Source organism: Microbacterium sp. UBA1097, assembly GCF_002313585.1.
Classification (GTDB): Bacteria; Actinomycetota; Actinomycetes; order Actinomycetales; family Microbacteriaceae; genus Microbacterium.
Genome location: NZ_DCBW01000005.1, coordinates 39,482 through 66,111 on the forward strand (window position 1 = coordinate 39,482; position 26,630 = coordinate 66,111).

The 26,630-nt window shown below is 67.5% G+C and carries 24 protein-coding genes and 1 pseudogene; 16 read left to right on the forward strand and 9 right to left on the reverse strand.

The genetic code is table 11. The annotated features are described in order from the left end of the window. Window positions 1–226 (forward strand): annotated as a pseudogene (locus B4F19_RS00530) (FeoA domain-containing protein); the annotation flags it as partial. A gap of 98 nt (window positions 227–324) precedes the next feature. On the opposite strand, the gene B4F19_RS00535 reads toward B4F19_RS00530, so the two are convergent. Further along, window positions 325–1,272 (reverse strand): SDR family NAD(P)-dependent oxidoreductase, encoded by a 948-nt coding sequence (locus tag B4F19_RS00535; RefSeq protein ID WP_292732204.1) that lies wholly within the window; start codon window positions 1,270–1,272, stop codon window positions 325–327. Window positions 1,273–1,314: 42 nt separating this feature from the next. On the opposite strand from B4F19_RS00535, the gene B4F19_RS00540 reads away from it, so the two are divergent. Further along, window positions 1,315–2,124, forward strand: coding sequence for an HAD-IIA family hydrolase (locus B4F19_RS00540; protein ID WP_292732206.1), 810 nt, complete (start codon window positions 1,315–1,317; stop codon window positions 2,122–2,124). Window positions 2,125–2,306: 182 nt separating this feature from the next. Here the strand turns inward: B4F19_RS00540 and pyrE are convergent, their stop codons facing one another. Beyond that, window positions 2,307–2,900: an orotate phosphoribosyltransferase gene (pyrE, locus tag B4F19_RS00545; protein ID WP_292728348.1), complete on the reverse strand. Its 594-nt coding sequence runs from the start codon at window positions 2,898–2,900 to the stop codon at window positions 2,307–2,309. Between the two features lie 191 nt (window positions 2,901–3,091). Here pyrE and B4F19_RS00550 point away from each other — a divergent pair, with 191 nt between their 5' ends. Then, a complete protein-coding gene (locus B4F19_RS00550) occupies window positions 3,092–4,630 on the forward strand; it encodes a Re/Si-specific NAD(P)(+) transhydrogenase subunit alpha (protein WP_292732208.1) in 1,539 nt (512 codons plus the stop codon). Then, window positions 4,627–6,084: a Re/Si-specific NAD(P)(+) transhydrogenase subunit beta gene (pntB, locus tag B4F19_RS00555; protein WP_292732210.1), complete on the forward strand. Its 1,458-nt coding sequence runs from the start codon at window positions 4,627–4,629 to the stop codon at window positions 6,082–6,084. Before B4F19_RS00550 ends, pntB begins: the two co-directional genes overlap by 4 nt. A gap of 31 nt (window positions 6,085–6,115) precedes the next feature. Here the strand turns inward: pntB and B4F19_RS00560 are convergent, their stop codons facing one another. After that, window positions 6,116–6,496 carry a hypothetical protein gene (locus tag B4F19_RS00560; protein WP_292732212.1) on the reverse strand — a complete coding sequence of 127 codons (381 nt, stop codon included), beginning with the start codon at window positions 6,494–6,496 and terminating at the stop codon, window positions 6,116–6,118. A 173-nt stretch (window positions 6,497–6,669) separates the two neighbouring features. Between B4F19_RS00560 and B4F19_RS00565 the strand changes: the two genes are divergently transcribed. From B4F19_RS00565 to B4F19_RS00580, 4 genes are read left to right on the forward strand one after another with little or no spacing between them, the layout of a single operon-like run. Next, a complete protein-coding gene (locus B4F19_RS00565) occupies window positions 6,670–7,530 on the forward strand; it encodes an exodeoxyribonuclease III (protein ID WP_292726246.1) in 861 nt (286 codons plus the stop codon). A 39-nt stretch (window positions 7,531–7,569) separates the two neighbouring features. Further along, entirely contained in the window at window positions 7,570–8,742 is a 1,173-nt protein-coding gene (locus B4F19_RS00570; RefSeq protein ID WP_292732214.1) for a type III polyketide synthase, read from the forward strand. Further along, the gene (locus B4F19_RS00575) at window positions 8,729–9,445 is read left to right on the forward strand and encodes a methyltransferase domain-containing protein (protein WP_292732216.1); all 717 of its coding nucleotides are present in this window, start codon (window positions 8,729–8,731) and stop codon (window positions 9,443–9,445) included. The genes B4F19_RS00570 and B4F19_RS00575 overlap by 14 nt, the downstream gene beginning before the upstream one ends. A 3-nt stretch (window positions 9,446–9,448) precedes the next feature. Then, window positions 9,449–10,612, forward strand: a complete 1,164-nt coding sequence (locus tag B4F19_RS00580) for an FAD-dependent oxidoreductase (RefSeq protein WP_292732217.1) — start codon at window positions 9,449–9,451, stop codon at window positions 10,610–10,612. Here B4F19_RS00580 and B4F19_RS00585 read toward each other — a convergent pair. Next, a complete protein-coding gene (locus tag B4F19_RS00585) occupies window positions 10,593–11,456 on the reverse strand; it encodes a UbiA family prenyltransferase (protein ID WP_228178277.1) in 864 nt (287 codons plus the stop codon). The two genes, B4F19_RS00580 and B4F19_RS00585, sit on opposite strands and share 20 nt — an antisense overlap. A gap of 192 nt (window positions 11,457–11,648) precedes the next feature. On the opposite strand from B4F19_RS00585, the gene B4F19_RS00590 reads away from it, so the two are divergent. The 4 genes from B4F19_RS00590 to B4F19_RS00605 all read left to right on the forward strand — a co-directional run bounded on the left by B4F19_RS00590 (window position 11,649) and on the right by B4F19_RS00605 (window position 15,630). After that, window positions 11,649–12,899, forward strand: coding sequence for a sensor histidine kinase (locus B4F19_RS00590; protein ID WP_292726254.1), 1,251 nt, complete (start codon window positions 11,649–11,651; stop codon window positions 12,897–12,899). Further along, window positions 12,896–13,540, forward strand: a complete 645-nt coding sequence (locus B4F19_RS00595) for a response regulator (RefSeq protein WP_292732219.1) — start codon at window positions 12,896–12,898, stop codon at window positions 13,538–13,540. The genes B4F19_RS00590 and B4F19_RS00595 overlap by 4 nt, the downstream gene beginning before the upstream one ends. A gap of 105 nt (window positions 13,541–13,645) precedes the next feature. Continuing rightward, complete coding sequence (locus B4F19_RS00600) at window positions 13,646–14,530, forward strand: ABC transporter ATP-binding protein (protein ID WP_228178274.1); 885 nt, start codon at window positions 13,646–13,648, stop codon at window positions 14,528–14,530. Then, window positions 14,527–15,630 (forward strand): ABC transporter permease, encoded by a 1,104-nt coding sequence (locus B4F19_RS00605; protein ID WP_292732221.1) that lies wholly within the window; start codon window positions 14,527–14,529, stop codon window positions 15,628–15,630. The genes B4F19_RS00600 and B4F19_RS00605 overlap by 4 nt, the downstream gene beginning before the upstream one ends. 90 nt (window positions 15,631–15,720) lie before the next feature. Here the strand turns inward: B4F19_RS00605 and B4F19_RS00610 are convergent, their stop codons facing one another. Further along, window positions 15,721–17,514 carry a glycoside hydrolase family 15 protein gene (locus tag B4F19_RS00610; protein WP_292732222.1) on the reverse strand — a complete coding sequence of 598 codons (1,794 nt, stop codon included), beginning with the start codon at window positions 17,512–17,514 and terminating at the stop codon, window positions 15,721–15,723. Between the two features lie 119 nt (window positions 17,515–17,633). Here B4F19_RS00610 and B4F19_RS00615 point away from each other — a divergent pair, with 119 nt between their 5' ends. Next, complete coding sequence (locus B4F19_RS00615) at window positions 17,634–19,007, forward strand: glucose-6-phosphate dehydrogenase (protein ID WP_292732224.1); 1,374 nt, start codon at window positions 17,634–17,636, stop codon at window positions 19,005–19,007. Window positions 19,008–19,019: 12 nt separating this feature from the next. Here B4F19_RS00615 and rraA read toward each other — a convergent pair whose 3' ends face one another. After that, window positions 19,020–19,487 (reverse strand): ribonuclease E activity regulator RraA, encoded by a 468-nt coding sequence (gene rraA, locus B4F19_RS00620; protein ID WP_292732226.1) that lies wholly within the window; start codon window positions 19,485–19,487, stop codon window positions 19,020–19,022. Window positions 19,488–19,606: 119 nt separating this feature from the next. Between rraA and B4F19_RS00625 the strand changes: the two genes are divergently transcribed. Next, entirely contained in the window at window positions 19,607–20,434 is an 828-nt protein-coding gene (locus B4F19_RS00625) for an LLM class F420-dependent oxidoreductase (protein ID WP_292732228.1), read from the forward strand. An 89-nt stretch (window positions 20,435–20,523) separates the two neighbouring features. Further along, a complete protein-coding gene (locus tag B4F19_RS00630) occupies window positions 20,524–21,090 on the forward strand; it encodes a nitroreductase family protein (protein ID WP_292732229.1) in 567 nt (188 codons plus the stop codon). A gap of 68 nt (window positions 21,091–21,158) precedes the next feature. On the opposite strand, the gene B4F19_RS00635 is transcribed toward B4F19_RS00630, so the two are convergent. Continuing rightward, window positions 21,159–23,372, reverse strand: a complete 2,214-nt coding sequence (locus B4F19_RS00635; protein ID WP_292732230.1) for an ATP-dependent Clp protease ATP-binding subunit — start codon at window positions 23,370–23,372, stop codon at window positions 21,159–21,161. Between the two features lie 166 nt (window positions 23,373–23,538). Here B4F19_RS00635 and B4F19_RS00640 point away from each other — a divergent pair, with 166 nt between their 5' ends. Further along, window positions 23,539–24,774: a DUF2254 domain-containing protein gene (locus B4F19_RS00640; RefSeq protein WP_292728747.1), complete on the forward strand. Its 1,236-nt coding sequence runs from the start codon at window positions 23,539–23,541 to the stop codon at window positions 24,772–24,774. A gap of 37 nt (window positions 24,775–24,811) precedes the next feature. On the opposite strand, the gene B4F19_RS00645 is transcribed toward B4F19_RS00640, so the two are convergent. Further along, a complete protein-coding gene (locus B4F19_RS00645) occupies window positions 24,812–25,483 on the reverse strand; it encodes a hypothetical protein (protein ID WP_228178265.1) in 672 nt (223 codons plus the stop codon). Window positions 25,484–25,559: 76 nt separating this feature from the next. Then, entirely contained in the window at window positions 25,560–26,537 is a 978-nt protein-coding gene (locus B4F19_RS00650) for a GlxA family transcriptional regulator (RefSeq protein ID WP_228178264.1), read from the reverse strand. Window positions 26,538–26,630 lie beyond the last annotated feature (93 nt).

Genomic DNA, 26,630 nt, shown 5'->3' on the forward strand with positions numbered 1-26,630 from the left:
GGTCACCCGTGAGCGATTCGTGCTGCTCGCCGATGCTCCCCCGGGGCACTGTGGACGGATTCTTCGCGTCTCTGACCGCGTCCCGGGGCTGCTCGAGGCGTTGGATGCGGCATCCGTCGAGGTTGGCGGCGTCGTGCGCGTCCGAAGCGGAGCGATCGTGGAGGTCGACGGACGGGATGTGACCCTGCCCTCGACGGCGCCCGAGGCCATCTGGCTGAGCGCCTGAGTCGGGTCCGCTGTAACCCCAGCCTCAGTCGCGCGCTGACGCGGGTCACGCCGCGCCGCACCCACACGACAGCGCGACCGAACCGGGATACCGTCGGCTCAGCGGGCCACGGATGCCGCTGCGAACGGCCACCGGGTGCGGGTTGCTGCTTCGCACGCTTCCCAGATGCGCGCCAGGCGTTCGGGATCGCGCACGATCTTCGGCAAGCGCGCCCGCCGCGGGTCCCCCTTGACGATGTAGCGCGGCCCCCAGACCTGCCCGCCGGCGATCGACGGATCAGCCAGCGCCCGCACGAGCGGCCACGCGCCGTGCTCTTTGGACTGGGTGAACGGCGTCTGCAGATTGTCGACGAACCGGGTGATCTTGCTCGGCTGGTTCACGCCGTGGAGGCCCGGTGTCCGTCCACTCACGGAGTACCCCGGGTGCACGACGACACTGTCGACGGGAACGCCGTGCTCGCGCAGGCGGCGGTCTGCTTCCACCCCGAGGGCCGTGGTCACCACCTTCGATTGCACGTACGCACGCCATCCCGAGTAGCCCTCGGCCAGTTGCAGATCGATGGGGTCGTACGGCGTGAGCGAGATCGACATGCTGCCGAGCCACACCATGCGGCCACCCGACCGGGCGAGCGGGACGAGCAGCTCCCCCGCGAGCGCGAAGTGCCCGAGTGCGTTGGTGGCAAGCACGACCTCGGCACCGTCGGAGGTCGTTTCACGGCGCCGGGGTGGATGAACGACTCCGGCGTTGAGCAGAACCCCATCCAGCGGGCCCCGCGTCCGCAAGGATGCCGCGGCCGACCTGATCGACCCGGGCTTGGCGGTGTCGATGATGAGGGATTCGATGTCGGCTCCCGGAACACGCCCCGCTAGCGTCGCTCGAGCGGCGGAAAGACGCTTGGGATTGCGGCCCGACATGATGACATGCGCCCCGGCACGGGCCAGTTGTTCGCTCGCGAAGTACCCAAGGCCGGCGTTGGAGCCCGTCACGAGGTACGACTGCCCGGAAAGGTCGGGCAGCGACTCGGGATCCCACCGCCTGCGCGTCACGTGATCGACACTAGACCTCCGCGAGCGGGATACGCTGTGCCCATGCGGACCCGAGCAGACGTGGAATGCTGGCTCACCGACATGGACGGCGTGCTCGTCCACGAGAACATCCCCGTCCCCGGGGCGGCTGAGGTGATCGAGCGCTGGCGCGAGCAGGGAGTTCCCTTCCTCGTGCTGACGAACAACTCGATCTTCACGCCACGCGACCTCAGCGCCCGGCTCCGGGCATCCGGGCTCGTCGTGCCCGAAGAGGCCATCTGGACCTCGGCACTGGCGACGGCGGATTTCTTGCGCGGACAGGCGCCCGGAGCATCCGCGTTCGTGATCGGCGAGGCGGGCCTGACCACGGCGCTACACGAAGCCGGCTTCATCATGACCGAGAATGACCCCGACTATGTCGTGGTCGGCGAGACCCGCAACTACTCGTTCGAGGCGATCACAAAGGCCATCCGCGCGATTGCCGGCGGTGCGCGGTTCATCGCCACGAATCCCGACGCGACCGGTCCCTCGGCCGAGGGCGTACTCCCGGCAACCGGAGCGATCACCGCCCTCATTACCAAGGCCACCGGCAAGGAGCCGTACGTGGTGGGCAAGCCCAACCCGATGATGTTCCGCTCAGCCCTGAACCGCATCGGTGCGCACTCGGAATCCACGGGGATGATCGGCGATCGGATGGACACCGACATCGTCGCGGGCATCGAGGCAGGCCTTCACACGGTGCTCGTCCTCACCGGCATCAGCGACCCCGCCGAGATCGAACGCTTCCCCTTCCGTCCCGACGAGATCCTCGACTCGATCGCTGAGCTCCTGCCCGCGGAGCCCGAAGAGTCGGAGATGCCCGAGGTGCTGTGATGGGCGCCCTGGACGACGGCGACCACGTCGAAGCCGGGGACGCAGACGAAGGAAAGCGTCGGTGAACGAGCTCGAACAGTCGCTGCTGCTGTGGACGTCGCTGATCATCATCAGCGGCGCCCTCGTCGTCGCGGTGTGGCAGTGGTGGCGCAGCCGCGGCGACCGCGGCGAGGACTGAGGTGTTACTGCGGGGCGAGGCCCAGGTCGTCGAGGTCGATCGCCGCGAGCCACTGCAGCCCGGCATCCTCGATCGCCCGCTGCGCACCGGTTTTGCGGTCGACGATCACGGCAACGGCGACCGGCTCCGCGCCCTCGCGGCGCAGCGCCTCGACGGCCTTCAGCGCCGACTGCCCCGTCGTCGAGGTGTCTTCGAGCACGACGACGCGCTTACCCACGACGTCCGCTCCCTCGACCTGACGGCCGCGGCCGTGGTCTTTCGGCTCCTTGCGGACGACGAAGGCGTCGAGCGGATGCTCGGTGTCGACTGACGCGTGCATGACGGCGTTCGCGATGGGGTCGGCGCCGAGGGTGAGGCCTCCGACGGCGACGACGGTGTCGGCATCCGTCCCGAGCCCGGTGCGAACGAGGTCGAGCATGATCCGCCCGATGGCGGGGGCCGCCCGGTGATCGAGCGTGAGCTTGCGCATATCGACGTAGTACGACGCCTTCTTGCCGCTGGACAGGGTGAAGTCGCCGTGGAAGACCGCTTCGGCGCCGATGAGGGCGATGAGGGCTTGGCGGTCGGCTTCGAGTTCGGGCGTGGAGGAAGCGGTCACAGCCCGAGTCTAGGAAAGAACGCACAATGTTTCCGCGTCATCTGGGACCGTAGCCCCGCGGCGGCTCCTAGATTGGTGTAGCTCGGGCCGCGCCTCATCGCGAGGACGATGGTCCCGAAGCCGCGTCGAGCTCGCCGATAGAGTCAGGCCCGTTCGCGGAACCCGCACGCGAGAAGCAAGGGAGTGCGCACATGACCCGCATCGGCATCGTCGCGGAGCGCGGCGGCGAAACCCGCGTCGCTCTCACCCCGCCCACTGTCGCTCGGTTGATCACGCTCGGGTACGAAGTGGTCGTGGAGGCAGAAGCGGGCGCGGCATCCTCGTTCCCCGATGCGGCGTACACGGATGCCGGCGCCCAGGTGACCGACCGTGTGGGCGCCTGGGGTGCAGACATCGTCGTGACGGTGACGGCTCCGAGCGCTGATGACGTGGCCCTGCTTCGGGACGGCGCGACAGTGATCGGAATGCTCGCACCCGCGTTCCGGCCCGAGGTTCGGGAGTCGCTCGCGACCCGCGGAATCACGGCGCTATCACTGGATGCCGTTCCGCGCATATCTCGGGCGCAGTCGATGGATGTCCTGAGTTCGATGGCCAACATCTCGGGGTATCGCGCCGTTGTCGAGGCAGCGCACGAGTTCGGGCGCTTCTTCACCGGCCAGGTCACGGCCGCCGGGAAAGTACCGCCCGCGAAGGTGCTGGTCGCCGGCGCGGGCGTCGCAGGACTCGCGGCGATCGGTACGGCCGCGAGCCTGGGCGCGATCGTGCGCGCCACCGACCCGCGGCCCGAGGTCGCCGACCAGGTGAAGTCGGTGGGCGGAGAGTACCTTCCCGTCGAGGTCGACGAGGTCATGGAGTCTTCCGACGGGTACGCCAAGGCGACGAGCGAGGCCTACGATCGGCGCGCCGCCGAGATCTACACCGAGCAGGCGGCGGATGTCGACATCATCATCACCACCGCGCTCATTCCCGGGCGCGCAGCGCCGCGGCTGATTACGGCATCCGATGTCGCGCAGATGAAGCCGGGGAGTGTCATCGTCGATATGGCGGCGGCGCAGGGCGGCAACGTCGAGGGATCGGTTGCGGGCGAGCGCATCGTGACCGAGAACGGCGTAACGATCCTCGGCTACACGGATCTTGCGGGGAGACTTCCCGCGCAGGCGTCGCAGCTGTACTCCACAAACGTCTACAACCTGGTCGCGCTGCTGACCCCCGGCAAGGACGGGCAGCTCACGATCGACTTCGACGACATCGTGCAGCGTGGTGTCACCATCGTTCGCGACGGCGAGTCGACCTGGCCACCACCGCCCGTACAGGTCTCGGCCGCACCGAAGCCGGTCGCGGGGGAGCCTGCCCCGAAGCCAGAACCGAAGAAGGCGCCCGCGTGGCGGACCCCGGTGCTTCTCGGGGCCGCGGCGGTTCTCCTGTTCGTCGTGACCGCGATCGCACCGCCACCGATCCCCCAGCACTTCACTGTGCTGGTCCTGTCGATCATCATCGGCTTCTTCGTGATCGGCAAGGTGCATCACGCCCTCCACACGCCGCTCATGAGCGTGACAAATGCCATCTCGGGCATCATCGTCGTCGGCGCGATGCTCCAGCTGGCATCCGGCGTACTCGTCGTCCAGATTCTCGCGGCAATCGCCGTGCTCCTGGCAAGCATCAACATCTTCGGAGGCTTCGCCGTGACCCGCCGAATGCTCGCGATGTTCTCGAAGGGTGAGGCCCGATGAGCGCCGCGTCGATCCTTCTCCACAGCGGTGCGTCAGTATCTGCCGCGAGCGCGTCAGTTGCGGCATCCGTCGCGGGGGCCGCGTATCTCGTCGCTGCGCTCCTGTTCATCCTGAGTCTGCACGGGCTCAGCAAGCACGAGACAGCCCGCCGCGGTGTGCTGTTCGGCGTCGGCGGCATGGTCATCGCGATTGCCGCGACGATCTGGCTCACGGTGGAGCAGCTGTGGGGGCAGCCACAGGCGACGATTGGACTGACGCTGCTCGTGGTCGCGGTGCTGATCGGCGGATCGATCGGGCTGTGGCGCGCCCGCGTTGTCGAAATGACCGGGATGCCCGAGCTCATTGCGCTCCTCCACAGCTTCGTCGGCCTCGCGGCGGTCATCGTGGGGTGGAACGGGGCGCTCGACCCGGGCGAGATCGACGGGGCTCTGCTCGGCATCCATCATGCGGAGGTCTTCATCGGCGTGTTCATCGGTGCCGTGACCTTCACGGGGTCGATCGTCGCGTTCCTGAAGCTGTCGGCTCGCATCTCGTCGAAGCCGCTCATGCTGCCGGGCAAGAACGCCCTCAACCTCGGCGCCCTGGTCGCTTTCGTCGGCCTGACGGTTTGGTACGTCATCACGCCCGACCTGTGGTTGCTGATCGTCGTGACGATCCTCGCGCTGCTGCTCGGCTGGCACCTCGTCGCCTCGATCGGCGGCGGCGACATGCCGGTGGTCGTCTCGATGCTCAACAGCTACTCCGGTTGGGCCGCCGCGGCGGCAGGCTTCATCCTCAGCAACGACCTGCTCATTGTGACTGGCGCGCTCGTCGGGTCCTCGGGTGCCTACCTGTCGTACATCATGTGCCGTGCCATGAACCGATCATTCATCTCCGTCATCGCCGGCGGGTTCGGGATCGAGGCGCCCAGGTCGACGGATGACGAGACCGGCGAACACCGCGAGGTCGACGTCACGGGCGCCGCCGAGCTCCTCGCCGAGGCAGACCGGGTGATCATCACTCCGGGTTACGGCATGGCGGTCGCCCAGGCCCAGTACCCGGTTGCGGAGCTGACGGCGAAGCTGCGCGAGCGCGGCGTGGACGTCAGATTCGGCATCCATCCCGTCGCCGGGCGCCTTCCCGGCCACATGAACGTGCTGCTCGCTGAAGCCAAGGTCCCCTACGACATCGTGTTCGAGATGGACGAGATCAACGACGACTTCGGCGAGACATCCGTCGTGCTGGTCATTGGCGCGAACGACACCGTCAACCCCGCCGCTGCCGAGGATCCGGGCAGCCCGATCGCCGGGATGCCGGTGCTGCGGGTGTGGGAGGCCGACAACGTCATCGTCTTCAAGAGGTCGATGGCCTCGGGCTATGCCGGCGTGCAGAACCCGCTGTTCTTCCGCGAGAACGCCCAGATGCTCTTCGGTGACGCCAAGGAGAAGGTCGAGCAGATTCTGCGGGAGCTCTAGCCGCGACATCCGAGCCGCCCCAGACGCCGCGTCAGCGCGGGTCTCGGGCCAGGAATGGATGCGGCCGGGCACCGAGTGCGAGCACCGCGAGGACGGTCTGAACGAGGCCGGTCGCGAAGTAGATGCCGTGGAGCGGCGACCAGACGAGCATGATGGCGATCTCGACGAAGATCCAGATCATCATGACCAGGCCCGCCGCCGCGTGAAGGCCAGCCGCGAGGCGGAAGCGCCAGTACTGCGCCGCCAGCGCGAGCGCCTGTGATCCACCCACGACCACCCCGAGAATCACTCCCGGCCAGACGTACGACGTGAAGACAGACCCTTCGATCCACTCCGTCGGGATGGGCATGAACCCGAGAGTGAGGCCGGCCATGCCGAGCAACGCGGACGCCAGATTGAACCACGCGACCACCCCTATCTCCCCAGGCCACCACCGCAGCTAACTCCGCACACTCGACGGCCGCACGGCATCCTCACCTCGACACGGCCCGGGTTCGGCACCGGAACTCAGGAGTTGGCCACACCCCGCCCCGGAGCCCGCGTCAGGAAGCGGGCGACGTCGGCCGGCGACTCTAGGCTGAGACCATGCGCCTTGCCACCTGGAACGTGAACTCCGTCCGCGCCCGGGTCGACCGGATCGTCGACTTCGCGGTGCGTGAAGACATCGACGTGTTGGCAATGCAAGAGATCAAGTGCAAGGTCGAGCAGTTCCCGTTCGACCAGTTCGAGCAGGCAGGGTTCCACGTCGAAGCCCACGGCTTCTCGCAGTGGAACGGTGTCGCGATCGCCAGCCGCTCGCGTCCCACCGAGGTCGAGACCGCCTTCCCCGGGATGCCCGGCTTCGCGAAGGGGCACGAGGGCCCGGATGCTCCGCAGGAAGCCCGCGCGATCGGTGCGACCATCGACGGCGTGCGCGTCTGGAGCCTCTACGTCCCCAATGGTCGTGCCCTCGAGGACCCCCACTACGTCTACAAGCTCCACTGGCTCGAGGCGCTGCGCCAGTACACCGCAACCACCCTCGCGGCAGCGCCCGACCTGCCTCTGGCTCTGGTCGGCGACTTCAACATCGCCCCGACGGATGCCGACAACGGCGACCCCGCGATCGTTGAAGGATTCTCGACGCACGTCTCCGCCCCAGAACGGGAAGCCTTCACCGCTCTCGAGCAGGCGGGGCTCAGCGACGTCGTCAGGCCCCTGGTTCCGACCGGATTCACTTACTGGGACTACAAGCAGCTGCGCTTCCCCCGCAACGAGGGACTGCGGATCGACTTCATCCTCGGCTCACGCGCTGTGGCGGATGCGGTGACGGATGCCGCCATCCACCGAAACGAGCGCAAGGGTGAGGCTCCGAGCGACCACGTCCCCGTGGTCGTCGAGCTCGACCGCGCCCGACTGTCGCCGGGAGAAGACGAAGCAGACGATGACCGGCCGATGATCTTCGGGTGACGCGGCCCCGCCGAGGTACCCGGCGCCTAGGGTGAGTGCATGGGAGTGCAGCTCATCGGCATTGGGACCGCGGTGCCGGAGTTCGCGCTCTCGCAATCGCAGGTGAAGGACCTGTTCCTCGCGGAGCCGGATATCGCGCCCCTTACGGCACGGCTCATCCGCGCCGCCTACGACAACTCGGCGATCGAGCGGCGCCACACCGTCATCGAGGATCTAGCCGGTGGCGGCGGCGACTTCCTGGAACCCGAGACTCACGCGGTGCGCAATCCGGGGACCGGTACGCGCAACGCGCGGTACGCGCGCGAAGCGCCGCGACTGTCGGAGGCCGCCGCGCGGCGTGCGCTAAAGAACGCCGGCGTACATCCGGGCGAGATCACCCACGTGGTCACTGCCAGTTGCACGGGCTTCTACGCTCCCGGCCCCGAATACCGGCTGGTGCGCGACATCGGGCTTGATCCGACGGTCGAACGCGAGCACATCGGATTCATGGGGTGTGCCGCAGCAATCCCGGCGCTGCGCTCGGCATGGCGAATCTGTCTCGCCGATCCCACCGCAACCGTGTTGGTCGCGTGCACCGAGGTGTGCTCCATCCACATTCGCTCATCATCCGAACCCGACCAGATCGTCGCCTCCGCCGTCTTCGCCGACGGCGCGGCAGCGGCGGTCGTGACCGCAAAGTCGCCGGAATCCAGCGGTCCCCGCGAACTGGCTGCACCGTCTCGCGGGCTCGAGTTGACGGGCTTCACCACCGCCCTCACGACCGACGGCGAGCAGGACATGGCGTGGATCATCGGCGACCACGGCTTCGAGATGACACTCACCGGCAATGTCCCCCGCATCGTCGGACGCGAAGTCCGCGCAGCCCTCGCGCCGGTGCTTGAGCGCACCGGTGCGATTGACCAGTGGGTGGTCCACCCGGGCGGACGCAGCATCCTGGACAGGTTCGAGCAGGCGATGGATCTCGACGAAACGGCTCTGCAGCGATCCCGAGCGATCCTGCGCGACTACGGCAACATGTCATCCGCGACAGTGCTGTTCATCCTCGCCGACCTGCTCGGTGATCCCACGGTGGCCGAGGGCGAGCAGGTTCTCGTCACAGCGTTCGGTCCCGGACTCGCGGTAGAGAGTGCAACGGCTCGCATCGCAGCGCGCCAGCCGATAGCGGCGGCGGAAAGCTTGCGCGTGGGGCAGGCGGACAGTGCGCGTTCGTGACGAGACTCTTCGCGAGCTGATGGACGATCCGCAGTGCGACGAACAGGCGCTGCTGCGCACGGTACGCCGGTTCACAGTGGTGAACCGGGCGGTGGCGGGATGGGGCGCGATCTACAGATCCCGTCTGCGTCCCTACCTTCGCACCCGAGCTGACGCGCAGCGTGATGAGCCGGTTCGGATTCTCGACGTCGGATGCGGCGGCGGCGACGTCACACGCGACCTCGCGCGACGTGCTCGCAGCGACGGCTTGGCGGTGGAGATCTGCGGAATCGACCCCGACCCACGGTGCCTGTCGATCGCGACGTCGCAGCCACCCGAGCCCGGGGTCACGTTTCGAGGCGCGTATGCCGCAGACCTCGTCGACGCCGGCGAACAGTTCGACGTCGTCGTCTCCAACCATGTCCTCCACCACCTCAGCCGCGATCAGTTGCACGAACTGCTCACCCACACCGACGCGCTCGGCGCCGAGCTCGCGGTGCACAACGACATCGCCCGCAGCAAGACGGCGTGGGGTCTCTACGCAGTCGGCATCCTTCCGGTCGCACCCGGGACCTTCCTCCTCACTGACGGGCTCCGCTCGATCCGCCGGTCATACACCGTCGCCGAGCTCCAGCGGGAGGTCCCACGGGGGTGGACAGTGACCGCGCCGGCGCCGTTTCGCGTCCTCGCGACCCGCGGGCCCGAGGGACCCGGTGACAGGTGAGCCATGCGGGTCGTGATCATCGGCGCCGGTCCCGTCGGCATGCTGCTGGGCGGCGAACTCGCCCGCCTGGGTGTGGAGCACATCACGCTCGAGGCGCGTGAGGCTCCCGGCGCCGGGTCCCGGGCTATCGGCATCCATTCCGCCGCGCTGACGGCGATGTCAGCCTCGGGGGTGACCGATCGCATTCTTTCCGCCTGTCTGCAGGTGCGGGAGGGCCAGGCCAGGGTCGGCGCCGCGACCGTGACCACGATCCGGTTCGACGCTGTGCGGGCCGGCTCGCTCGCATCCTTCCCGTTCGTCGCGACCCTTCCGCAGGCAGCGACCGAATCGGCGATCACCGCCGCGGCCGCCAGCAACGGCGCCCCCGCGCCGGAGCGCGGAGTCCAGGTGCTCGACGTGATCGACGAAGGGGCGACGTGTCGGGTGATCACCGACAGTGGTGACGTGCACGGCGATGCGGTCGTGATTGCGGCGGGGTCTCGCTCGCGCCACATCAGTAGCCTCATCCGCGACGGGAGGCGCCGCGCGTACCCCGACCGTTACGTCATGGCCGACGTTCCCGATGACACCGACGAAGGGCCTCGCGCCATCGTCCACCTGCATCCGGATGGCGTCCTCGAGTCGTTTCCGCTACCCGGCGGCCTGCGGCGATACGTCGCGTGGCACCGCGCGGGCTCCACAAATGACGCGACCGACGACGCGACCGCCCTGCGTGACGCTGTCAGCCGGCGTGCGGGATCTTCCGGCGACACGATCACGACGGCGTCGAACTTCGGGGTAGGCCGATTCGTCGCGCGCCGGATGGCGCGCGGACGGGTTCTCGCGATCGGTGACGCGGCCCACGAGGTGAGCCCCATCGGCGGGCAGGGTCTCAACCTCGGCCTTATCGATGCGGCGACGCTCGCGCCGCTGCTCCGAGAGTGGGACATCACGGGAGAGCCGCCGGCCGCACTGGCCGCGTGGGAGCGGCGACGCAGGTCGGCCGCGACGACCGCGGCGCGAATCGCCGCGCTGAACACCGTCGCCGGGCGTGGTCACGGCAGCGTCGGCGCGGTCACGCGGCTCGCAGGCATCCGTCTGGCGCCGGCGCGGCTCCTCGCGCACGCCTATGGGATGGGTTTCGATCCGGATGCGCAAGAAAGCCCCCTCACGCCACAAACGCGGTGAGAACGAGCTGCGCAGCAAGGATCAGACCCGACGCCATCACCAGGCGGAAGACCACGCGGTCCGGCTTCCGCAGAGCGCGGAGCAGGCCCGCGACCGCGCACGCCGCAACGCTCACTGACGCCGCGAGCGCCACGGCGAAGGGCACCTGGCCGAACGATCCGACGACGACGACCACAGTCCCCGCGATGACGGCAGCGAACGCGACTATCGCACTCGGCGTGGTGCCGATCCGGTGACCGAGCCCGCGCACACCCGTCGCCTCGTCGTAGGCGAGATCGGGAAGCACGTTGGTGAGGTGGACGGCGATGCCCAGCAGAGCGCCGGCGGCTCCCTGCCACCACGGAGCCACGACGGGCGCGGGAGCTGCCAGCGTCGCGAGCGAGGGCAGGATGCCGAAACTCACCGCGAACGGGATCACCGATGCCCATGTGAACTTCAGCCACGCGTTGTACGCCCACGCCGAGGCCAGGGCGATGCCGTGGGCGAGACAGAACTCCCACCCGATGATGGCCGAGATGATGAGCGCGATCACCAGCGAGACGCCGGCTGCGGCGGCTACCGCTCGGCGCGAGATGACGCCGGCAGCGATCGGCTTGTCGCGGCGCCCGATGGCGAGGTCCCGCTGAGCGTCAATAGCGTCGTTGGACCATCCGACCGACAGTTGACCGAAGAGCACAGCCGCGACTGTCAGCACGATGCGCCCCACCCCGATGCCGGCCCCCACGGCGAGCAATCCGGCGAGAGTCGTGACGACCACCGTCGGCCCAGGATGCGAGCACGCCAGCAGGGCGAGCACCCGGCCCCCGAAACCTGTCGTGCCCGGGGAAGTCTGCCGGGTCGCCATGCCCTCACAGTACGCGTCCCGACACCGCACCCGGCGAGCCGAACGCAGGATCAACCCGCTCTGCTGCCCTCCACCGCCCCTGCCGAGGCAGCTGATCCTGCAATCGGGACCATCGCCGGCCGCGGCCGGCGGACGGGGGGCTCCCCCGCGAGAGGGATGTGGCGTGGTGTGCGAGCGACGTAGCGTGGATGGGTGAGTGATCCGACGCGCGCCACCTCGCGGTGGGTTCCGACCCGAGGGGACGTCTGGTTGGCGGCAGCCCTCTTCGTCACGGCGGTGCTGAGCACCGCCCTCGGCGCAGTCGCCGGAATCTACAACTCCACGGAGATCGACCTGCGGGTCGCGCTGCTCTACGCGCTCTGTCTCACCGCCCCGCTGGCCTGGCGTCGACGCCTGCCCTGCACTGTCGCGGTGGCAGTATCCGTCGCGTTCTTTGCCGGGATGATGGCCCGCGTCCCGGAGCTTTACGTCGGGAATGTCGCGCTTTTCATCGCCTTCTACACCGTCGGGGCATGGGTCGACAACCGACGGCGAGCGTTCCTCGTCCGTGTCGCGATCATCGCTGGCATGTTCACGTGGCTGCTCATCTCGATGTTCATCGATGCCACAGCGCCGACCGACGAGGGCCTCTCGCGTGCGGGCCTCTTCTCGCCCTACGTCGCGTTCATGCTCATCCAGTTCCTCGTCAACGTCGCTTTCTTCGGCGGCGCGTACTACTTCGGCAATCGCACCTTCGAGTCCCGCCGACAGCGCGAGATCCTCGCCGAGCGCAGCGTCGAGCTCGAGCGGGAGCGTCAGACTACCGCAGCGCAGGCCGTCGCGCTCGACCGCGTCCGCATCGCCCGCGAGCTGCATGATGTGGTCGCGCACCACGTCTCTGCCATGGGCGTGCAGGCGGGGGCCGCGAGGACAGTGTGGGACACCGATCCGGATGCCGCGCGCCGCGCTCTGGTCGACATCGAGCAGGCAGCCCGGGATGCGCTCGTGGAGCTGCGCCGATTGCTCGAGACGCTTCGCACTCCGGTCGACGATGACCCCAGCGACGCATCCACGGTGGGCCTGGAAGGCCTGCCTGCCCTTGTCGCGCATGCCAGCGAGAACGGTCTGCCGACGACTCTGACGATCATCGGCGAGCCGGGGCCGGTGGCGCCGACGGTTCAGGTCAATGCCTTCCGGATCGCGCAAGAGGCCCTGACCAACGCACGCCGCCACGGCGGCCCGGATGCCGAGGCCGACGTCCGCGTCCGGTACCTGCCCGATGCCGTCGAGGTCGAGATCGTGAACTCGGGCAGGCCCGCCCTGACCTCGCAGAGCGGACTCGGACTTCTCGGGATGCGTGAGCGAGCCGTCGCGTCCGGCGGCTCGATCGAGATCTCACCGCGCCGCGAGGGCGGGTTCCGGGTACGCCTGACCGTGCCGCGTCCCGAGGCGGTGAGCGCGTGAGTACTCGGGTTCTGCTGGTCGATGATCATGCGCTCATGCGCGCCGGGTTCCGCCTCATCCTCGACAGCGCCCCCGACCTGGAGGTCGTCGGTGAGGCCGCCAGCGGCGAGGAGGCGGTGCGGGCGGCATCCGATCTCAGGCCTGACGTCATCTGCATGGACGTACAGATGCCCGGAATGGGAGGTCTCGCAGCGTCACGCCAGATCGTCGCCGATCCCGGGCTCCAGTGCGCCGTCGTGATCGTGACCACCTTCGATCGAGATGACTATCTCTTCGAAGCCCTGCAGGCGGGGGCCAGCGGCTTTCTGCTCAAGAACGCAGCACCCGAGGAGCTGCAGGCCGCCGTGCGGGTCGCGGCGGCAGGCGACGCACTCCTGGCCCCCGAGGTGACGCGCCGCGTCATCGCACGGTTCGCCGCTGCAGCGCCGACACCGACACCGACGGCGGCAGCTGACCTCACTGAACGAGAGTCGGAGGTGCTGCGTCTCATGGCGCAGACGATGAGCAACGCTGAGATCGCGGCGCACCTGATCATCGGCGAGGCAACGGTGAAGACCCACGTCTCCAATGTGTTGCTCAAGCTCGGCGTCCGCGACCGCGTAGCCGCCGTCGTCTATGCCTACCGCCACGGGCTGTCCTGAACGGAGTCGAATCCCCCGTACGAGGGAGGGCGCGAACCCGCCTCGAGGCGGATGCGCGGCGAGGCGGAGCTTCCTAGCCTGGAGGAACCGAGTGAGAGGAGCAACATGCTCGAGTTGTCGCACGTGACCAAGAGTTATGGCGCGCACCGTGTTCTGAACGACCTGTCGTTTGCTGTCAGGCCCGGCCGGTTGACCGGCTTCGTCGGAGGCAACGGTGCGGGAAAGACCACGACGATGCGCATCATCCTCGGGGTGCTTGCCAAGGATGCGGGGTCGGTCACCATCAATGGTGCAGCGCTGACCTCTGCCGACCGACGCCGTTTCGGGTACATGCCCGAAGAGCGCGGGCTCTACCCGAAGATGAAGGTCGGTGAGCACATCACCTACCTGGCGCGGTTGCACGGCTTCGACAAGGGCGAGGCGGAGACCCGCGCTACGGCTCTGCTCGAGCAGCTGGGACTCGGGGAACGCCTGAACGACACTGTCGAGAAGCTCTCGCTCGGTAATCAGCAGCGGGCGCAGATCGCGGCGGCGCTGGTGCACGAGCCCGACGTGCTGATCCTCGACGAGCCCTTCTCGGGGCTCGACCCGCTCGCGGTCGACGTGGTAGCCGACGTCTTGCACCGCCGGGCAGCTGCCGGCGTCTCGGTGCTGTTCTCGTCCCACCAGCTCGACGTCGTCGAGCGCCTCTGCGATGACATCGTCATCATCGCCGGAGGCGAGATCCGCGCCGCCGGCAGCAGTGAACACCTGCGCCAGCAGCACTCGGGACACCGTTACGAACTGCGCACCGCCGGCGACCTCGGCTGGCTGCGCGACCAGCCGGACATCACGGTGGTCGAGTTCGACGGCGGGAACGCCCTTTTCGATGCGGCGGATGACGCGGCCGCACAGCGCATCTTGCAACGCGCAGCGAGCGAGGCGAGCATCGAGAGCTTTGCCCCGGTTCGCCCGACGCTCGCGCAGATCTTCAAGGAGGTCATCCAGTGAACACCGCCGCTTCGACATCCACGCCCCGAGGCTTCCAGAACGTCTGGCTCGTCGCCGAACGCGAAGTGGGCTCCAAGCTGCGCAGCCGCGCCTTCGTGATCTCGACGGTCATCACCCTGCTGATCGCGCTCGCCGCCGTCATCTGGGGTGGGTTCTCTGCCGGCAATCCGTCCGCCACCAAGGTCGCAGTCACCTCCTCGACGGCGGCTGCAGTGGAGAAGGTTCCCGGGGTTGAGGTGACGCAGGTCGCCGACCAGGATGCCGCGGAAGCACTCGTCCGCAGCGGTGAGGTCAGCGCGGCTGTTGTCGATGACGCCTCCTCGCCCACCGGCTTGGTCGTCATCGCCGAGGACTCGCCACCGACGTCGCTGCTGATGGGCCTGTCGGAGTCGCCGTCAGTCAAACTGCTCGACCCGGCGACTGTCGACTTCGCCCTGCGGTACTTCGTCTCGATCGGGTTCGGAGTCGTCTTCCTGCTGGCGGCGTCTTTGTTCGGCGGAACCATCGCCCAGAGCGTCGTCGAAGAGAAGCAGACCCGCGTCGTGGAGCTGCTTCTGTCCGCTATGCCGGCGCGAACACTCTTGGCGGGCAAGATCATCGGAAACACCATCTTGGCGATGGCGCAGATCTTGCTGCTGGCCACGATCGCCGTGGTCGGCCTGATCGTCACCGGGCAGAGCGAGGTCCTCCAGGGCCTTGGCGCCCCGATCGCCTGGTTCGCGATCTTCTTCCTCTTCGGGTTCGTGCTCCTCGCGTCGCTGTTCGCGGCGGCGGGTTCGCTCGTCTCGCGGATGGAAGACATCGGCTCGACGACCGCGCCGCTGACGATGCTCATCATGGCCCCGTACTTCCTCGTGATCTTCTTCAACGACAACCCCGTCGTGCTGACCGTGATGTCGTATGTGCCGTTCTCGGCGCCGGTCGGGATGCCGCTTCGCCTGTACCTCGGGGAGGCGCAGTGGTGGGAGCCGATCCTGTCGCTGGTCATCCTCATCGCCACCTGCGTCGCCGCGATCGTGTTGGCGGCGAAGATCTACGAACGCTCGATCCTGCGGATGGGCGCTCGCGTCTCGTGGCGCGAGGCGCTCAAGACCCCCTGATCTAGAAACCGCCTGAGAATCGGCGTCGGTCCTGCTCCGCTTTCGGGGCGGGATCGACGCCGATTGCACGATGGGCGCGACCGCACGGCGCTACTCCCGGTCAGCGGCGCGGCCGTGGTGGCCGGCCAGCGCATCGGCGGCGCGAACGAGCGCGAGGTGCGAGAGCGCCTGCGGCGTGTTCCCCGCCTGCCGCTTGCCGTCCACGTCGTACTCCTCCGAGAGCAGTCCGACATCGTTCGCGAAGCCGCACAACCGGGTCATGAGCGCCATCGCGTCATCGACACGGCCGCTGTTCGCGTACTGCTCCACGAGCCAGAACGAGCACGCCAGGAACGGATGCTCGGTGCCGGCGAGTCCGTCCACACCACTTTCCGTGCGATAGCGGTGCAGCAGCCCATCCACCATGAGCGTGCGCTCCATCTCGGCCACGGTCCCGAGCATGCGCGGATCGTCGTGGGCCACGTATCCGACCTGCGCGAGCAGCAGGAGCGACGCATCCACCTCTGTCGTGCCGTAGTGCTGCACGAAGTGTCCGCGCTCGGCGTCGAAGCCGCGCTCGTCGATCTCGTTCCGCATCCGATCGCGCAATCGCTCCCACTTCTCGAGATCGCCCGACAGCCCGAACTCACGCACGGCGCGCGCGCCGCGGTCGAAAGCCGCCCAGATCATGACTCGCGAATGCGTGAACAATTGCGGCTCGCCACGGATCTCCCAGATGCCGTTGTCAGGCTTGTCGAGGTGACGCTCGGCGAACGCGAGCATCGCCTTCTGCAGCGCCCACGAGAAGTCGGTCTCTTCGACCCCGGCGACACGCGCCGCCTCAAGGGCCACCATCACCTCTCCGATGACATCACCCTGGTACTGCACCTGTGCCCCGTTGCCGATCCGCACGGGGGCCGCGCCCTGGTACCCGGGAAGGGAGGTCAGCTCACGTTCTGTGAGATCGCGTTCCCCTGCGAGCCCGTACATGATCTGCAGTTCTTTCGGGTCACCCGCGATCGCCCGCAACAGCCACTGCCGCCACCGGGCAGTCACCCGCAGGAAACCGTGCGAGATGAGGGCCTCGATCGTCAACGCCGCATCGCGTAGCCATACATAGCGGTAGTCCCAGTTGCGTACTCCCCCAAAGTCCTCGGGAAGGGAGGTGGTAGCCGCCGCGACGATGCCGCCCGTGTCTTCGTGCGTGAGCGCCCGAAGCACCATGAGCGAGCGCACCACCTCGTCTTCGAAGGGCCCGTCGTGGTCGACGCGGCCTGCCCACTCGCGCCACCAGTGCAGCGTGTGGGTGAGCAGTCGGTCGACATCAGCGGGGTCGGGAGCCTCGAGATGAGACGGAAACCAGGTCAGGGTCAGATCCAGGCCACTGCCCGATTCGACGGTGAACGATCCGCGATGGACATGGTCGTCGGGGTTCATCTCGACGCCGCGCACCAGCACGGCATCCGGGCCCGCGATCGCCAGCAGTGCCGGCGCAACATGGCTGCCCACCTGGCGGACCCAGGGCAGCGCACGGGCATAGTCGAAGCGCATCCGCAGTTCCGTCGTGAAATCAACGTGTCCCGAGGCGCCCTCGATGCGACGCACGAGCTCCACCCGACCGCCGTCGATCGGCATGAACTCGCGCACCTCCGCCACACCGGTGGGCGTCTCCCAGCGGGTGACGAGCACGAACGTGTCGTCTTCGTAATACCGGGTCACCGTAGCGTCGGGGTCCGTAGCGCGGATGGTCCAGTGGCCGTGCTTCTGTTCGCCCAGCAGCGCGCCGAAGATCGACGGAGAGTCGTATCTCGGCAGGCACAGCCAGTCGATGCTTCCCTCCCGGGAGACAAGCGCAGCCGTGCGGCAGTTGCTCAGAATCGCGTAGTCCTCGATCGGGGCAGCCATGACCCGATTCTGTCAGTCCGCGATGCCTTGCCCGCGGTATAGCGAGGATTCGATACGAATCCGCTCGGAGTTGGACCAGCACCTGGTCGCGGTTCACGAGGCGTCGATAGGGTGGCGGCATGGCCGACCAGACGACGACCCTCCTCATCCTCGGCGCCTCGGGCGACCTCACCTCCCGCCTGCTGCTTCCCGCGCTCGGGCAGCTTCTGTCCAGGCAGCCGCAGCGGCGCGTCCGTCTTCGCGGCGCAGGCATGGATGACTGGACCGACGCGCACTGGCAGCAGGTCGTGCGCGACGCCTTCGCCTCGAGCGACTCTGCGGCGGCATTCGAGAAGGTCGCCGAGACTACCTACACGAAGGCCGATATCACCGCGCCCGATGACCTCACAGCGCTGCTCTCGGAAACGGAGGGCCGCATCGCTCTCTACTTCGCGGTGCCCCCGGCGATCGCCGCGAAGGCGTGTGAGTCACTGTCGGCCGTCGACCTGCCGCCCGGCCTCATCCTGGCCCTCGAGAAGCCCTTCGGCAGCAACGCAACGAGCGCCCACGAGCTGAACGCGAAGCTCGCGGCCCTCGTGCCCGAAAGCCAGGTGTTCCGGGTCGACCACTTCTTGGGACGGTCGATGTCGCTGAACATCATCGGCGCACGATTCGCGAATCGGGTCCTCGAGCCGGTGTGGTCTGCCGAGCACATCGAGTCGATCGACATCACCTATGACGAGAAGCTGGGGCTCGAGGGTCGCGCCGGGTACTACGACAAGGCCGGCGCGCTTCGCGACATGATCCAGAGCCACCTGCTGCAGTTGATGGCCCTGGTCACGATGGAGCCGCCGGCAACCCTCGGCGAGCAAGACCTCCGCGGAGCTACCACGTCGGCGCTTCTTGCCACCCACATCTGGAACGACGACCCTGTCGGGTCATCTCGCCGTGGCCGCTACACGTCGGGCTCGATCGATGGGCGAGATCTCCCCGACTACGTGGACGAACCAGGCGTCGTACCCGACCGCGACACCGAGACCCTTGCTGAGGTCGTGCTCGAAGTCCGCAACAACCGCTGGGCCGGCGTGCCCATCACGTTGCGCTCTGGCAAGGCTGTCGGTGACCCTGTCAAGGAGATCTTGATCCGCTTCCGCCCGGTTCGGCACCTCCCTGACGGATTCACGGGCGCGACCCACGGGTCGCGGCTGCGGTTCACGCTCGGGCCCGACCGGATGTCGCTGGGGCTGAACGTCAATGGAAGCGAAGACCCGTTCGCGCTCACGTGGGCAAAGCTCAGCGCCGATCTCGGCGAGGGGGCGCTTCTGGCCTACGCAGAAGTCCTCTCGGAGATTCTCGACGGCGACCCGACCCTGTCGGTGCGTGGGGATGCTGCCGAGCAGTGCTGGCGCATCGTGCAGCCGGTGCTTGACGCCTGGGCAGCCGGTGATGTCCCGCTGCAGGACTACGCGGCAGGTTCGCACGGGCCTGACGGCTGGCCCGACCACGACTACTGAGGCATCGCCGCGCTACCGCTCCACAAGCACGCCGTCGGCATCCGCCCACACGTGTTTGCCCGGGGTGAACGTTACGCCGCCGATCTCGACCGGAACATCGACCTCGCCGACACCGTCCTTGGCGCTCTTACGTGGGTTGGAGCCCAGCGCCTTGAGGCCGATGTCGAGCTGGCCGATCGCCTCCCGATCGCGGACCGCCCCGTAAACAACGACTCCGGTCCAACCGTTCTCGACAGCGGACGCCGCGATGAGGTCTCCGACCAACGCAGACTCCAACGAGCCTCCGCCGTCGATGACCAACACGGCTCCGTGCCCTGTGGTTGCGAGGATCGCCTTCACCAGGGCGTTGTCGCGATGGCAGCGGACCGTACGGATGGGCCCGTCGAACTCGATCCGGCCGCCGATGTCCTGCAGCTGGATGCCGAGCGAATCGAGCTCGTCGCCGCGTTCATCGAACAGGTCAGCTGTTGCAATCGTCATGCCCTGACGGTATCTGCGCGCATCGCCGGGTGAGTGGGTCGGCAGCCGGAAAGATTCCGCAGACTTCCGAGCGGCGCAACCGCGGGTCCGTCACGACCGGATCGGACGATACTCGAAGGATGACGACCCACCCCGCAAAGCATCGCCCCGTGCGCGTCGGCGTGCAGCTCGCGCCCCAGCATGCCTCCTACTCCCAGATCCGCGATTCCATCCTTCGCGCCGAAGATCTGGGAGTCGACGCGATCTTCAACTGGGATCACTTCTTCCCGCTCACCGAACCGCTGGAGGCCGCACACTACGAGGCGTGGACGATGCTCGCCTCGATCGCCGAACTCACGGATCGCGTGGAGTTCGGCCCGCTGGTCAACTGCAGTTCGTACCGCAACCCCGACCTGCAGGCCGACATGGCCCGCACCGTCGATCACATCAGTGCGAAAGGCGGGACGGGTCGGCTGATCTTCGGCACGGGCTCCGGCTGGGCCGAGAAGGACTACCTCGAGTACGGCTACGAGTTCGGCACTGTCGGATCACGGCTGAACGATCTGCGCGACGACCTCGGCCGCATCCGTCGCCGGTGGGAGTTGTTGGATCCGGCCCCGACGCGTGACATCCCGATCCTCATCGGCGGACAGGGCGAACAGAAGACACTCCGGCTCGTAGCCGAGCACGCCGCCATCTGGCATACGTTCACGCCGATTGAGAAGATCCCGCACAAGCTCGACGTACTTCACGATTGGTGTGCCCGCGTCAATCGGGATCCCGCCGACATCGAGATCGCGACGGGCTTCACGCCGCGCGGATTCGGGCCGCTGCTGGAACAGGATGCCCTGGAGCGGCTGCATCCGCTCGGGGTGCGATTCATCATCCCGTCGATTGACGGGCCGGACTACGACCTCTCCCCCGTGAAGCCGCTGCTGGAGTGGCGAGACCGGATGAACGGAGCCTGACGCGGCGCGGGGAATACCAACCGGAACTCGGTGTTGACGGAAAAGGACGACGGGGTCCGTTCCCACATTCCTCAACACCGGGAGAAATCATGACCACCATCGCCCCGTCCAGTGCCCTGCTCGATGTCCTCGCGAACCGCCGCAGCACTCGGGTCTTCGACGATCAGCGCCCCGTCGACGAGTCAGCGTTGTCGGCAGCCCTCGAGGCTGCGCGCTGGGCCCCGTCGGCGGCAAACACCCAGCCATGGCGAATGATCGTCGCACGGCGCGGAACTGACACGTTCTCGCAGATCTCGGATGCGCTCACGGGGTTCAACCGGGTCTGGGCGGTCACGGCGGGAGCCTTCGTGGTCTTCCTTGCCGATACCGAGCACGACGGCGTGGAGTTGCCGTGGGCCGAGTATGACGCGGGCCAGGCCGCTGCTTACTTCACCGTGCAGGCACACGCCGACGGCCTGATGACCCATCAGATGGGAGGGTTCGATCGCGCCGCCATCGCTGCCGCGTTCTCGCTCCCTGAGACGGTTCGCCCGCTCACCGTCATGGCCGTCGGGAACCTCGGCGATCTCGACGCGGCAGACGAGGCGGTCCGCGAACGCGAGGCCGCGCCACGCACCCGCCGGCCGCTGTCGGAGACAGTTCTGGCCGACGCCTGATCGCACGGGGCATAGGCGCGGGGCTCGAGGTCATCATCTGATCTCGAGCCCCGCGGTGTTTCTCGGCGTCAGTCGTCCATCAGTTCGGCTTCGATGATGTCGTCATCCTCGCCCGGACGCGACGTCGGGGCGGCGGCCGGTCCATTACTGGTCAGGACCAGCGAGTCCCCGTCGACCGCAACATCCACCCGGACGAGGTCTCCGTCACGTACCCCGCCCGACAGCAGCGCCATCGCCAGGCGATCCTGAATCTCGGACTGGATGAGACGGCGCAGCGGACGAGCACCGAACACCGGGTCGTAGCCCCGCTCGGCAAGCCACCCTCGTGCGTCCGGGGTGACCGCGAGGGTGAGTCGACGCTCGTGAAGGCGCTGCTGCAGTCGGTCGACCGTCAGTTCGACGATCTGGGCCAGATCGTCCTGCGAGAGCGCCTGGAAGATGACGATGTCATCGAGCCGGTTGATGAACTCGGGCTTGAACGCCTGGCGCACCAGAGCGAGTACCTGTGAGCGCTTCTGCTCCAGCGGCATCGTCGGGTCGATGAGGATCGGCGAACCGAGATTCGAGGTCAAGATGAGGATGACGTTCGTGAAGTCCACGGTGCGACCCTGGCCGTCAGTAAGGCGACCGTCATCCATCACCTGCAGCAGGATGTCGAACACTTCCGGATGCGCCTTCTCGACCTCGTCGAGCAGGACGACGCTGTACGGACGTCGCCGTACAGCCTCCGTCAGCTGTCCACCCTGCTCGTAACCGATGTATCCGGGAGGGGCACCCACCAACCGGGCAACCGAGTGCTTCTCGCCGTACTCCGACATGTCGATGCGCACCATGGCGTGCTCGTCGTCGAAGAGGAATGCGGCGAGCGCCTTCGCGAGCTCGGTCTTGCCGACTCCCGTGGGGCCGAGGAACAGGAACGAGCCTGTCGGTCGGTTCGGGTCGCTGATCCCGGCGCGCGATCGGCGCACCGCATCGGCGACCGCCTTCACTGCCTCCTTCTGCCCGATCAGGCGCTTGCCGAGCTCGGCCTCGAGGTGCACGAGCTTCTCACTCTCGCCCTGCAGCAGGCGCCCCACCGGAATACCGGTCCACCCGGCTATGACAGCCGCGATGTCTTCCTCGGTGACCTGCTCGTTGACCATCCGGTCTTCGCTGGGTTCCATGCTCTCGGCCTCGATGATCCCGCGCTCGAGCGCCGGGATCTCGGCATAGAGCAGCCGCGACGCGCGCTCCAGGTCACCCTCGCGCTGAGCGCGCTCGGCCTCGATGCGCGCCGCATCCAGGCGGGTCTTCAGTTCACCGACACGGTTGAGGATCGAGCGCTCGGTCTCCCACTTGGCCTGCAGCTCCGAGAGCTTGTCCTGCTCGCGCTTCAGGTCCGCGCGCAGTTTCTCGAGGCGCTCGCGCGACGCGTCATCCTTCTCCTTCTTGAGAGCGAGCTCCTCAAGCTTGAGCCGGTCGACATGGCGGCGCAGCTCGTCGATCTCCAGCGGTGCCGAGTCGATCTCCATCCGCAACCGGGATGCTGCTTCGTCGATGAGGTCGATGGCCTTGTCGGGCAACTGCCTGCTCGGGATGTAGCGGTGCGACAGGGCAGCCGCCGCGATCAGCGCGCTATCCGAGATCGCGACCTTGTGGTGCGCCTCGTATCGCTCCTTGAGTCCGCGAAGGATCGCGACGGTGTCTTCGACGTTGGGTTCGCCGACGTAAACCTGCTGGAAGCGGCGCTCGAGCGCGGCATCCTTCTCGATGAACTCGCGATACTCGTTGAGGGTCGTCGCCCCGATCATGTGCAGCTCGCCGCGAGCGAGCATCGGCTTGAGCATGTTGGATGCCGCGACCGATCCTTCGCCACCGCCCGCGCCCATGAGCACGTGGAGTTCGTCGATGAAGGTGATGATCTGACCTTCGGAGTCGGTGATCTCTTTGAGCACCTTCTTGAGACGGTCTTCGAACTGCCCGCGGTACATGGCGCCGGCGACGAGCGCCGAGATATCGAGCGCGATGAGCTCCTTGCCCCGGAGGCTCTCGGCAACATCCCCTGCAACGATGCGTTGAGCGAGACCCTCGACGACGGCAGTCTTGCCGACGCCCGGTTCGCCGATGAGGACGGGATTGTTCTTGGTGCGGCGGGTCAGGACCTGGCTGATACGCCGGATCTCGGCATCCCGCCCGATGACGGGGTCGAGTTTGCCCTGGCGGGCACGGTCGGTGAGGTTGATGCCGAACTGTTCGAGCGCGCTCTGCTGCTCGTCCTGGTCGGCCATCGGGGTGGTCTGCATGATGCCTCCTGTGCGGCGACGTGGGTGGCGGTTCGTCCGCCGAAATCTGCGTGAGCTCAAACTTGAGCCGTTCTGACTCAATTTTATCACCGCGTGGTCGATTCGGGAAGAGCTCCGCCGATAAGCGGGGCCTCGGGATAGCGTGGGTTCTCATGCGGAGCCGACGATGACAAACGTGAGGGTGTTTCTGACCCAGATGACCCGCGCGGTGTGGTTCCGGGCCTCGCTGTTCAGCCTCGCCGCCGTGCTGCTCGCCCTCGCGGCGGGGTTCCTCGAGCCGCTGCTTCCCGATCTCGCCGTCAACCTGGGCCAGGGGTCGGTCGACGAAATCCTGCAGATCGTCGCGAGCTCGATGCTCGCCGTCACGACGTTCTCCCTGACTGCGATGGTCACGGCCTACGGTTCGGCGTCACGGGTAGCTACGCCCCGTGCAACTCAGCTCCTGGTTGCCGACCCCACGTCGCAGAACGTGCTGTCGACCTTCATCGGCGCGTTCGTCTTCTCGATGGTGGGAATCATCGCGATCTCAACCGGCTACTACGGCGACCAGGGCCAGGCGATTCTGTTCGCGGGCACGCTGGTGGTCATCGTGATCGTCGTGGTCGTGCTCCTGCGGTGGATCTCACATCTCGGATCGTTCGGGCGTATGTCGGACATCATCGACCGCGTCGAATCGGCGGCCCAGCGCACGACGTCCCAGTACGCGAATCGTCCGAGCCTGGGTGCCCGCCGGCAGGACCCGCGAACGGTGACCGGCGCCTCGGTGAGGCCAGAGCGCGCGGGATACGTTACGCACATCGACCTCGGCCGCCTGGAAGCGGTGGCCGAAGCTCGAGAGCTCACGATTCATGTCCGCGCACTGCCGGGGACAGTCGTCGACGCGGCCAGCCCCCTCGCGCTGGTTGCCGGCACCGTTGATGAAGAGGTCCGTTCGAAAGTCGCCAACGCATTCCACATCGAGTCCCACCGAAGCTACGACCAGGACCCGCGACTGGGGATGATCGCCCTATCTGAGATCGCGAGCCGCGCGCTCTCACCCTCGACCAACGACCCAGGTACCGCTATCGACGTCCTCGCTGCCCTCAGTCGCGTGTTCGAGAACATGCTGCAGACCGAGGCCGACGACGACACACCATACGGCCATGTCACCGTCGAGCCCGTCACCCTCGGCGACCTCGTCGAGGACGCGTTCCGCCCGATCGCTCGCGACGGTGCCGGAGTGGTGGAGGTCGGCATCCGGCTCCAGAAGACCCTCGCCTCGCTCGCCGACCTCGCCGGTCCCGCGCGCGGTCGTCCGTTCACGGATGCCGCGACCGACGCTCGCGCGCGAGCAAAGCGCGTCCTCTCCCGCTCCGACGCTGTGGCCTTACGGAGGGCAGCGTCAGCCGCGCCGCGCCGCTGACGACAGCCGCCACTGACGCGGCGGGAGCCGATCGGACTCAGTCGCCGAGGCTGGGGTACAGCGTTCGGAGGTGACTGAGCACGTCACCGGTGATCTCGGTTTGCGAACTCGTCGTGCCTGCGCCGTTGACAGTCACCCAGAGTGGGGACGCGAAAGCGTAGACGGTCGTGAACATCCCGAGGGCGTCGTCGCGCTCCCACGTGTATGCCGGAGCTGTACCGATCAAGGTGCCCGTAAAGACACTGGTACCGAGGGCTGTGGTGAGGGTGTCGCGGGATGCCTGCGGCAGCGCGGCAACAACGACGGTGAAAGCTCCGTCGCTCTGCGGAATCCCCCAGATGCATCCGATCTTCTGTGTCGCTTCGGTCAGCGCGGTCTCTGCGACAGGGCCCGCCATGATGCCCGCGAATTCCGTGGGTCCGAGTTCAGCGATGAACTGCGCGTCTGCCCCGAACTGGGCCTGCGCGACGGCCAGATCGAGCAGGTCGGTGCACGCGAGAGCGTCGAGGTCGATCTCCTCGGCGGGCGCCTCTGTCATCGGTGGCCCGTCGGAGGTGGCATCCGGGGACGGCTCCGTCGATGCGGATGCCGAAGGCGTCGGGTCGGGCTGGCTAGCCGGGGTGCACCCGACCAGAGCAACGCTCAGCGCAGCAACGCCGGCCCATACCGAGATCCGCGACGCGGCCATCTGTCCCCCAGCCCTCGACATGGCCAGAGTGTATCGGAGCCGCAGCACGCCACAGGGCGCCGTTGCCCGATCGTTGCGTCCGCAGACGAGGACAGCCTCAGCCGGTCGGAGCGAGGTCCTGCGATACCGAGGGGAAGCGCGCGCGGTACGCGGTCGGGGTGATCCCCAGGACCCGCGCAAAGTTCTGACGCAGTACCGCTGCGGAACCGAATCCGCTCTCCCACGCAATCCGGTCAAGGCCCAGGTCGGTGCGCTCGAGCAGCCGCTGCGCGTGGATGATGCGCTGGCGGGCAAGCCACGCCGCCGGTGTCGCGCCAAGGTCCGCCTTGAAGCGCCGGGCAAACGTCCGAGGCGACATGTGCGCTCGCGCGGCGAGCTGTTCCACCGACAGATCGGCGCGGAGGTTCTCGAGCATCCAGTCGGTCACCGGAGCAAGGGAGTGAGACGCCGCCACCGGCAGCGGCTTGTCGATGAACTGCGCCTGGCCGCCGTCCCGCTGCGGTGCGACCACCATTCGCCGGGCGATGCGGTTCGTCGCCTCTGCGCCGAGTTCCTGGCGCATGAGGTGCAGGGAGGCATCCAGCCCCGCCGCCGTCCCGGCGCTCGTGATGATGCGGCCGTCTTGGACGTACAGGACATCGGGGTCCACGTCGATCTGGGGATACATCCGAGCCATGGTCTCGGCGTACATCCAGTGGGTGGTGGCACGACGACCGTCGAGCACTCCCGCCGCCGCCAGGACGAACGACCCGCTGCACACACTCATGAGCCACGCGCCGCGCTCGGCTGCGCGTCGAACGACGGCCGATACCCGGGTGTCGGCCTCGTGCCATCTCTCGCGCGGCACCGGTGTCACGATCACAAGATCAGCGGTCTCCGCGAACGATAGATCCTCGTCGACCGTGATCGAGAACCCGAGGTTGCTCGGCACGAGCCCCGGCTCCGCAGCCACGATGCGGAAATCGAACCCCCGGATGCCATCGCCGGAGCGGTCGAGACCGAAAGCCTCACATGCCAGCCCGAATTCGAATGGCGCGAAGCCCGGCTGGACGACGGTGGCAACGGTGCGGATCATGATGACTCGACTTTCGGCAGCGCACCCAGGGTGGCATGAATCCTACGACGTATGTTCATTCCGCCACTCGTGGCGGGAATTATTCGATCATAG

What these genes read in the sequence shown, in the direction of transcription:
- pntB (WP_292732210.1), top strand. Translation starts at nt 4,627, where the DNA reads ATGAGCGCCGCGTCGATCCTTCTCCACAGCGGTGCGTCAGTATCTGCC.
- B4F19_RS00580 (WP_292732217.1), top strand. Translation starts at nt 9,449, where the DNA reads ATGCGGGTCGTGATCATCGGCGCCGGTCCCGTCGGCATGCTGCTGGGC.
- B4F19_RS00540 (WP_292732206.1), top strand. Translation starts at nt 1,315, where the DNA reads ATGCGGACCCGAGCAGACGTGGAATGCTGGCTCACCGACATGGACGGC.
- B4F19_RS00640 (WP_292728747.1), top strand. Translation starts at nt 23,539, where the DNA reads ATGACAAACGTGAGGGTGTTTCTGACCCAGATGACCCGCGCGGTGTGG.
- B4F19_RS00550 (WP_292732208.1), top strand. Translation starts at nt 3,092, where the DNA reads ATGACCCGCATCGGCATCGTCGCGGAGCGCGGCGGCGAAACCCGCGTC.
- B4F19_RS00650 (WP_228178264.1), bottom strand. Translation starts at nt 26,537, where the DNA reads ATGATCCGCACCGTTGCCACCGTCGTCCAGCCGGGCTTCGCGCCATTC.
- B4F19_RS00565 (WP_292726246.1), top strand. Translation starts at nt 6,670, where the DNA reads ATGCGCCTTGCCACCTGGAACGTGAACTCCGTCCGCGCCCGGGTCGAC.
- B4F19_RS00615 (WP_292732224.1), top strand. Translation starts at nt 17,634, where the DNA reads ATGGCCGACCAGACGACGACCCTCCTCATCCTCGGCGCCTCGGGCGAC.
- B4F19_RS00645 (WP_228178265.1), bottom strand. Translation starts at nt 25,483, where the DNA reads ATGTCGAGGGCTGGGGGACAGATGGCCGCGTCGCGGATCTCGGTATGG.
- B4F19_RS00610 (WP_292732222.1), bottom strand. Translation starts at nt 17,514, where the DNA reads ATGGCTGCCCCGATCGAGGACTACGCGATTCTGAGCAACTGCCGCACG.
- B4F19_RS00585 (WP_228178277.1), bottom strand. Translation starts at nt 11,456, where the DNA reads ATGGCGACCCGGCAGACTTCCCCGGGCACGACAGGTTTCGGGGGCCGG.
- B4F19_RS00570 (WP_292732214.1), top strand. Translation starts at nt 7,570, where the DNA reads ATGGGAGTGCAGCTCATCGGCATTGGGACCGCGGTGCCGGAGTTCGCG.
- B4F19_RS00625 (WP_292732228.1), top strand. Translation starts at nt 19,607, where the DNA reads ATGACGACCCACCCCGCAAAGCATCGCCCCGTGCGCGTCGGCGTGCAG.
- B4F19_RS00630 (WP_292732229.1), top strand. Translation starts at nt 20,524, where the DNA reads ATGACCACCATCGCCCCGTCCAGTGCCCTGCTCGATGTCCTCGCGAAC.
- B4F19_RS00635 (WP_292732230.1), bottom strand. Translation starts at nt 23,372, where the DNA reads ATGCAGACCACCCCGATGGCCGACCAGGACGAGCAGCAGAGCGCGCTC.
- rraA (WP_292732226.1), bottom strand. Translation starts at nt 19,487, where the DNA reads ATGACGATTGCAACAGCTGACCTGTTCGATGAACGCGGCGACGAGCTC.
- B4F19_RS00600 (WP_228178274.1), top strand. Translation starts at nt 13,646, where the DNA reads ATGCTCGAGTTGTCGCACGTGACCAAGAGTTATGGCGCGCACCGTGTT.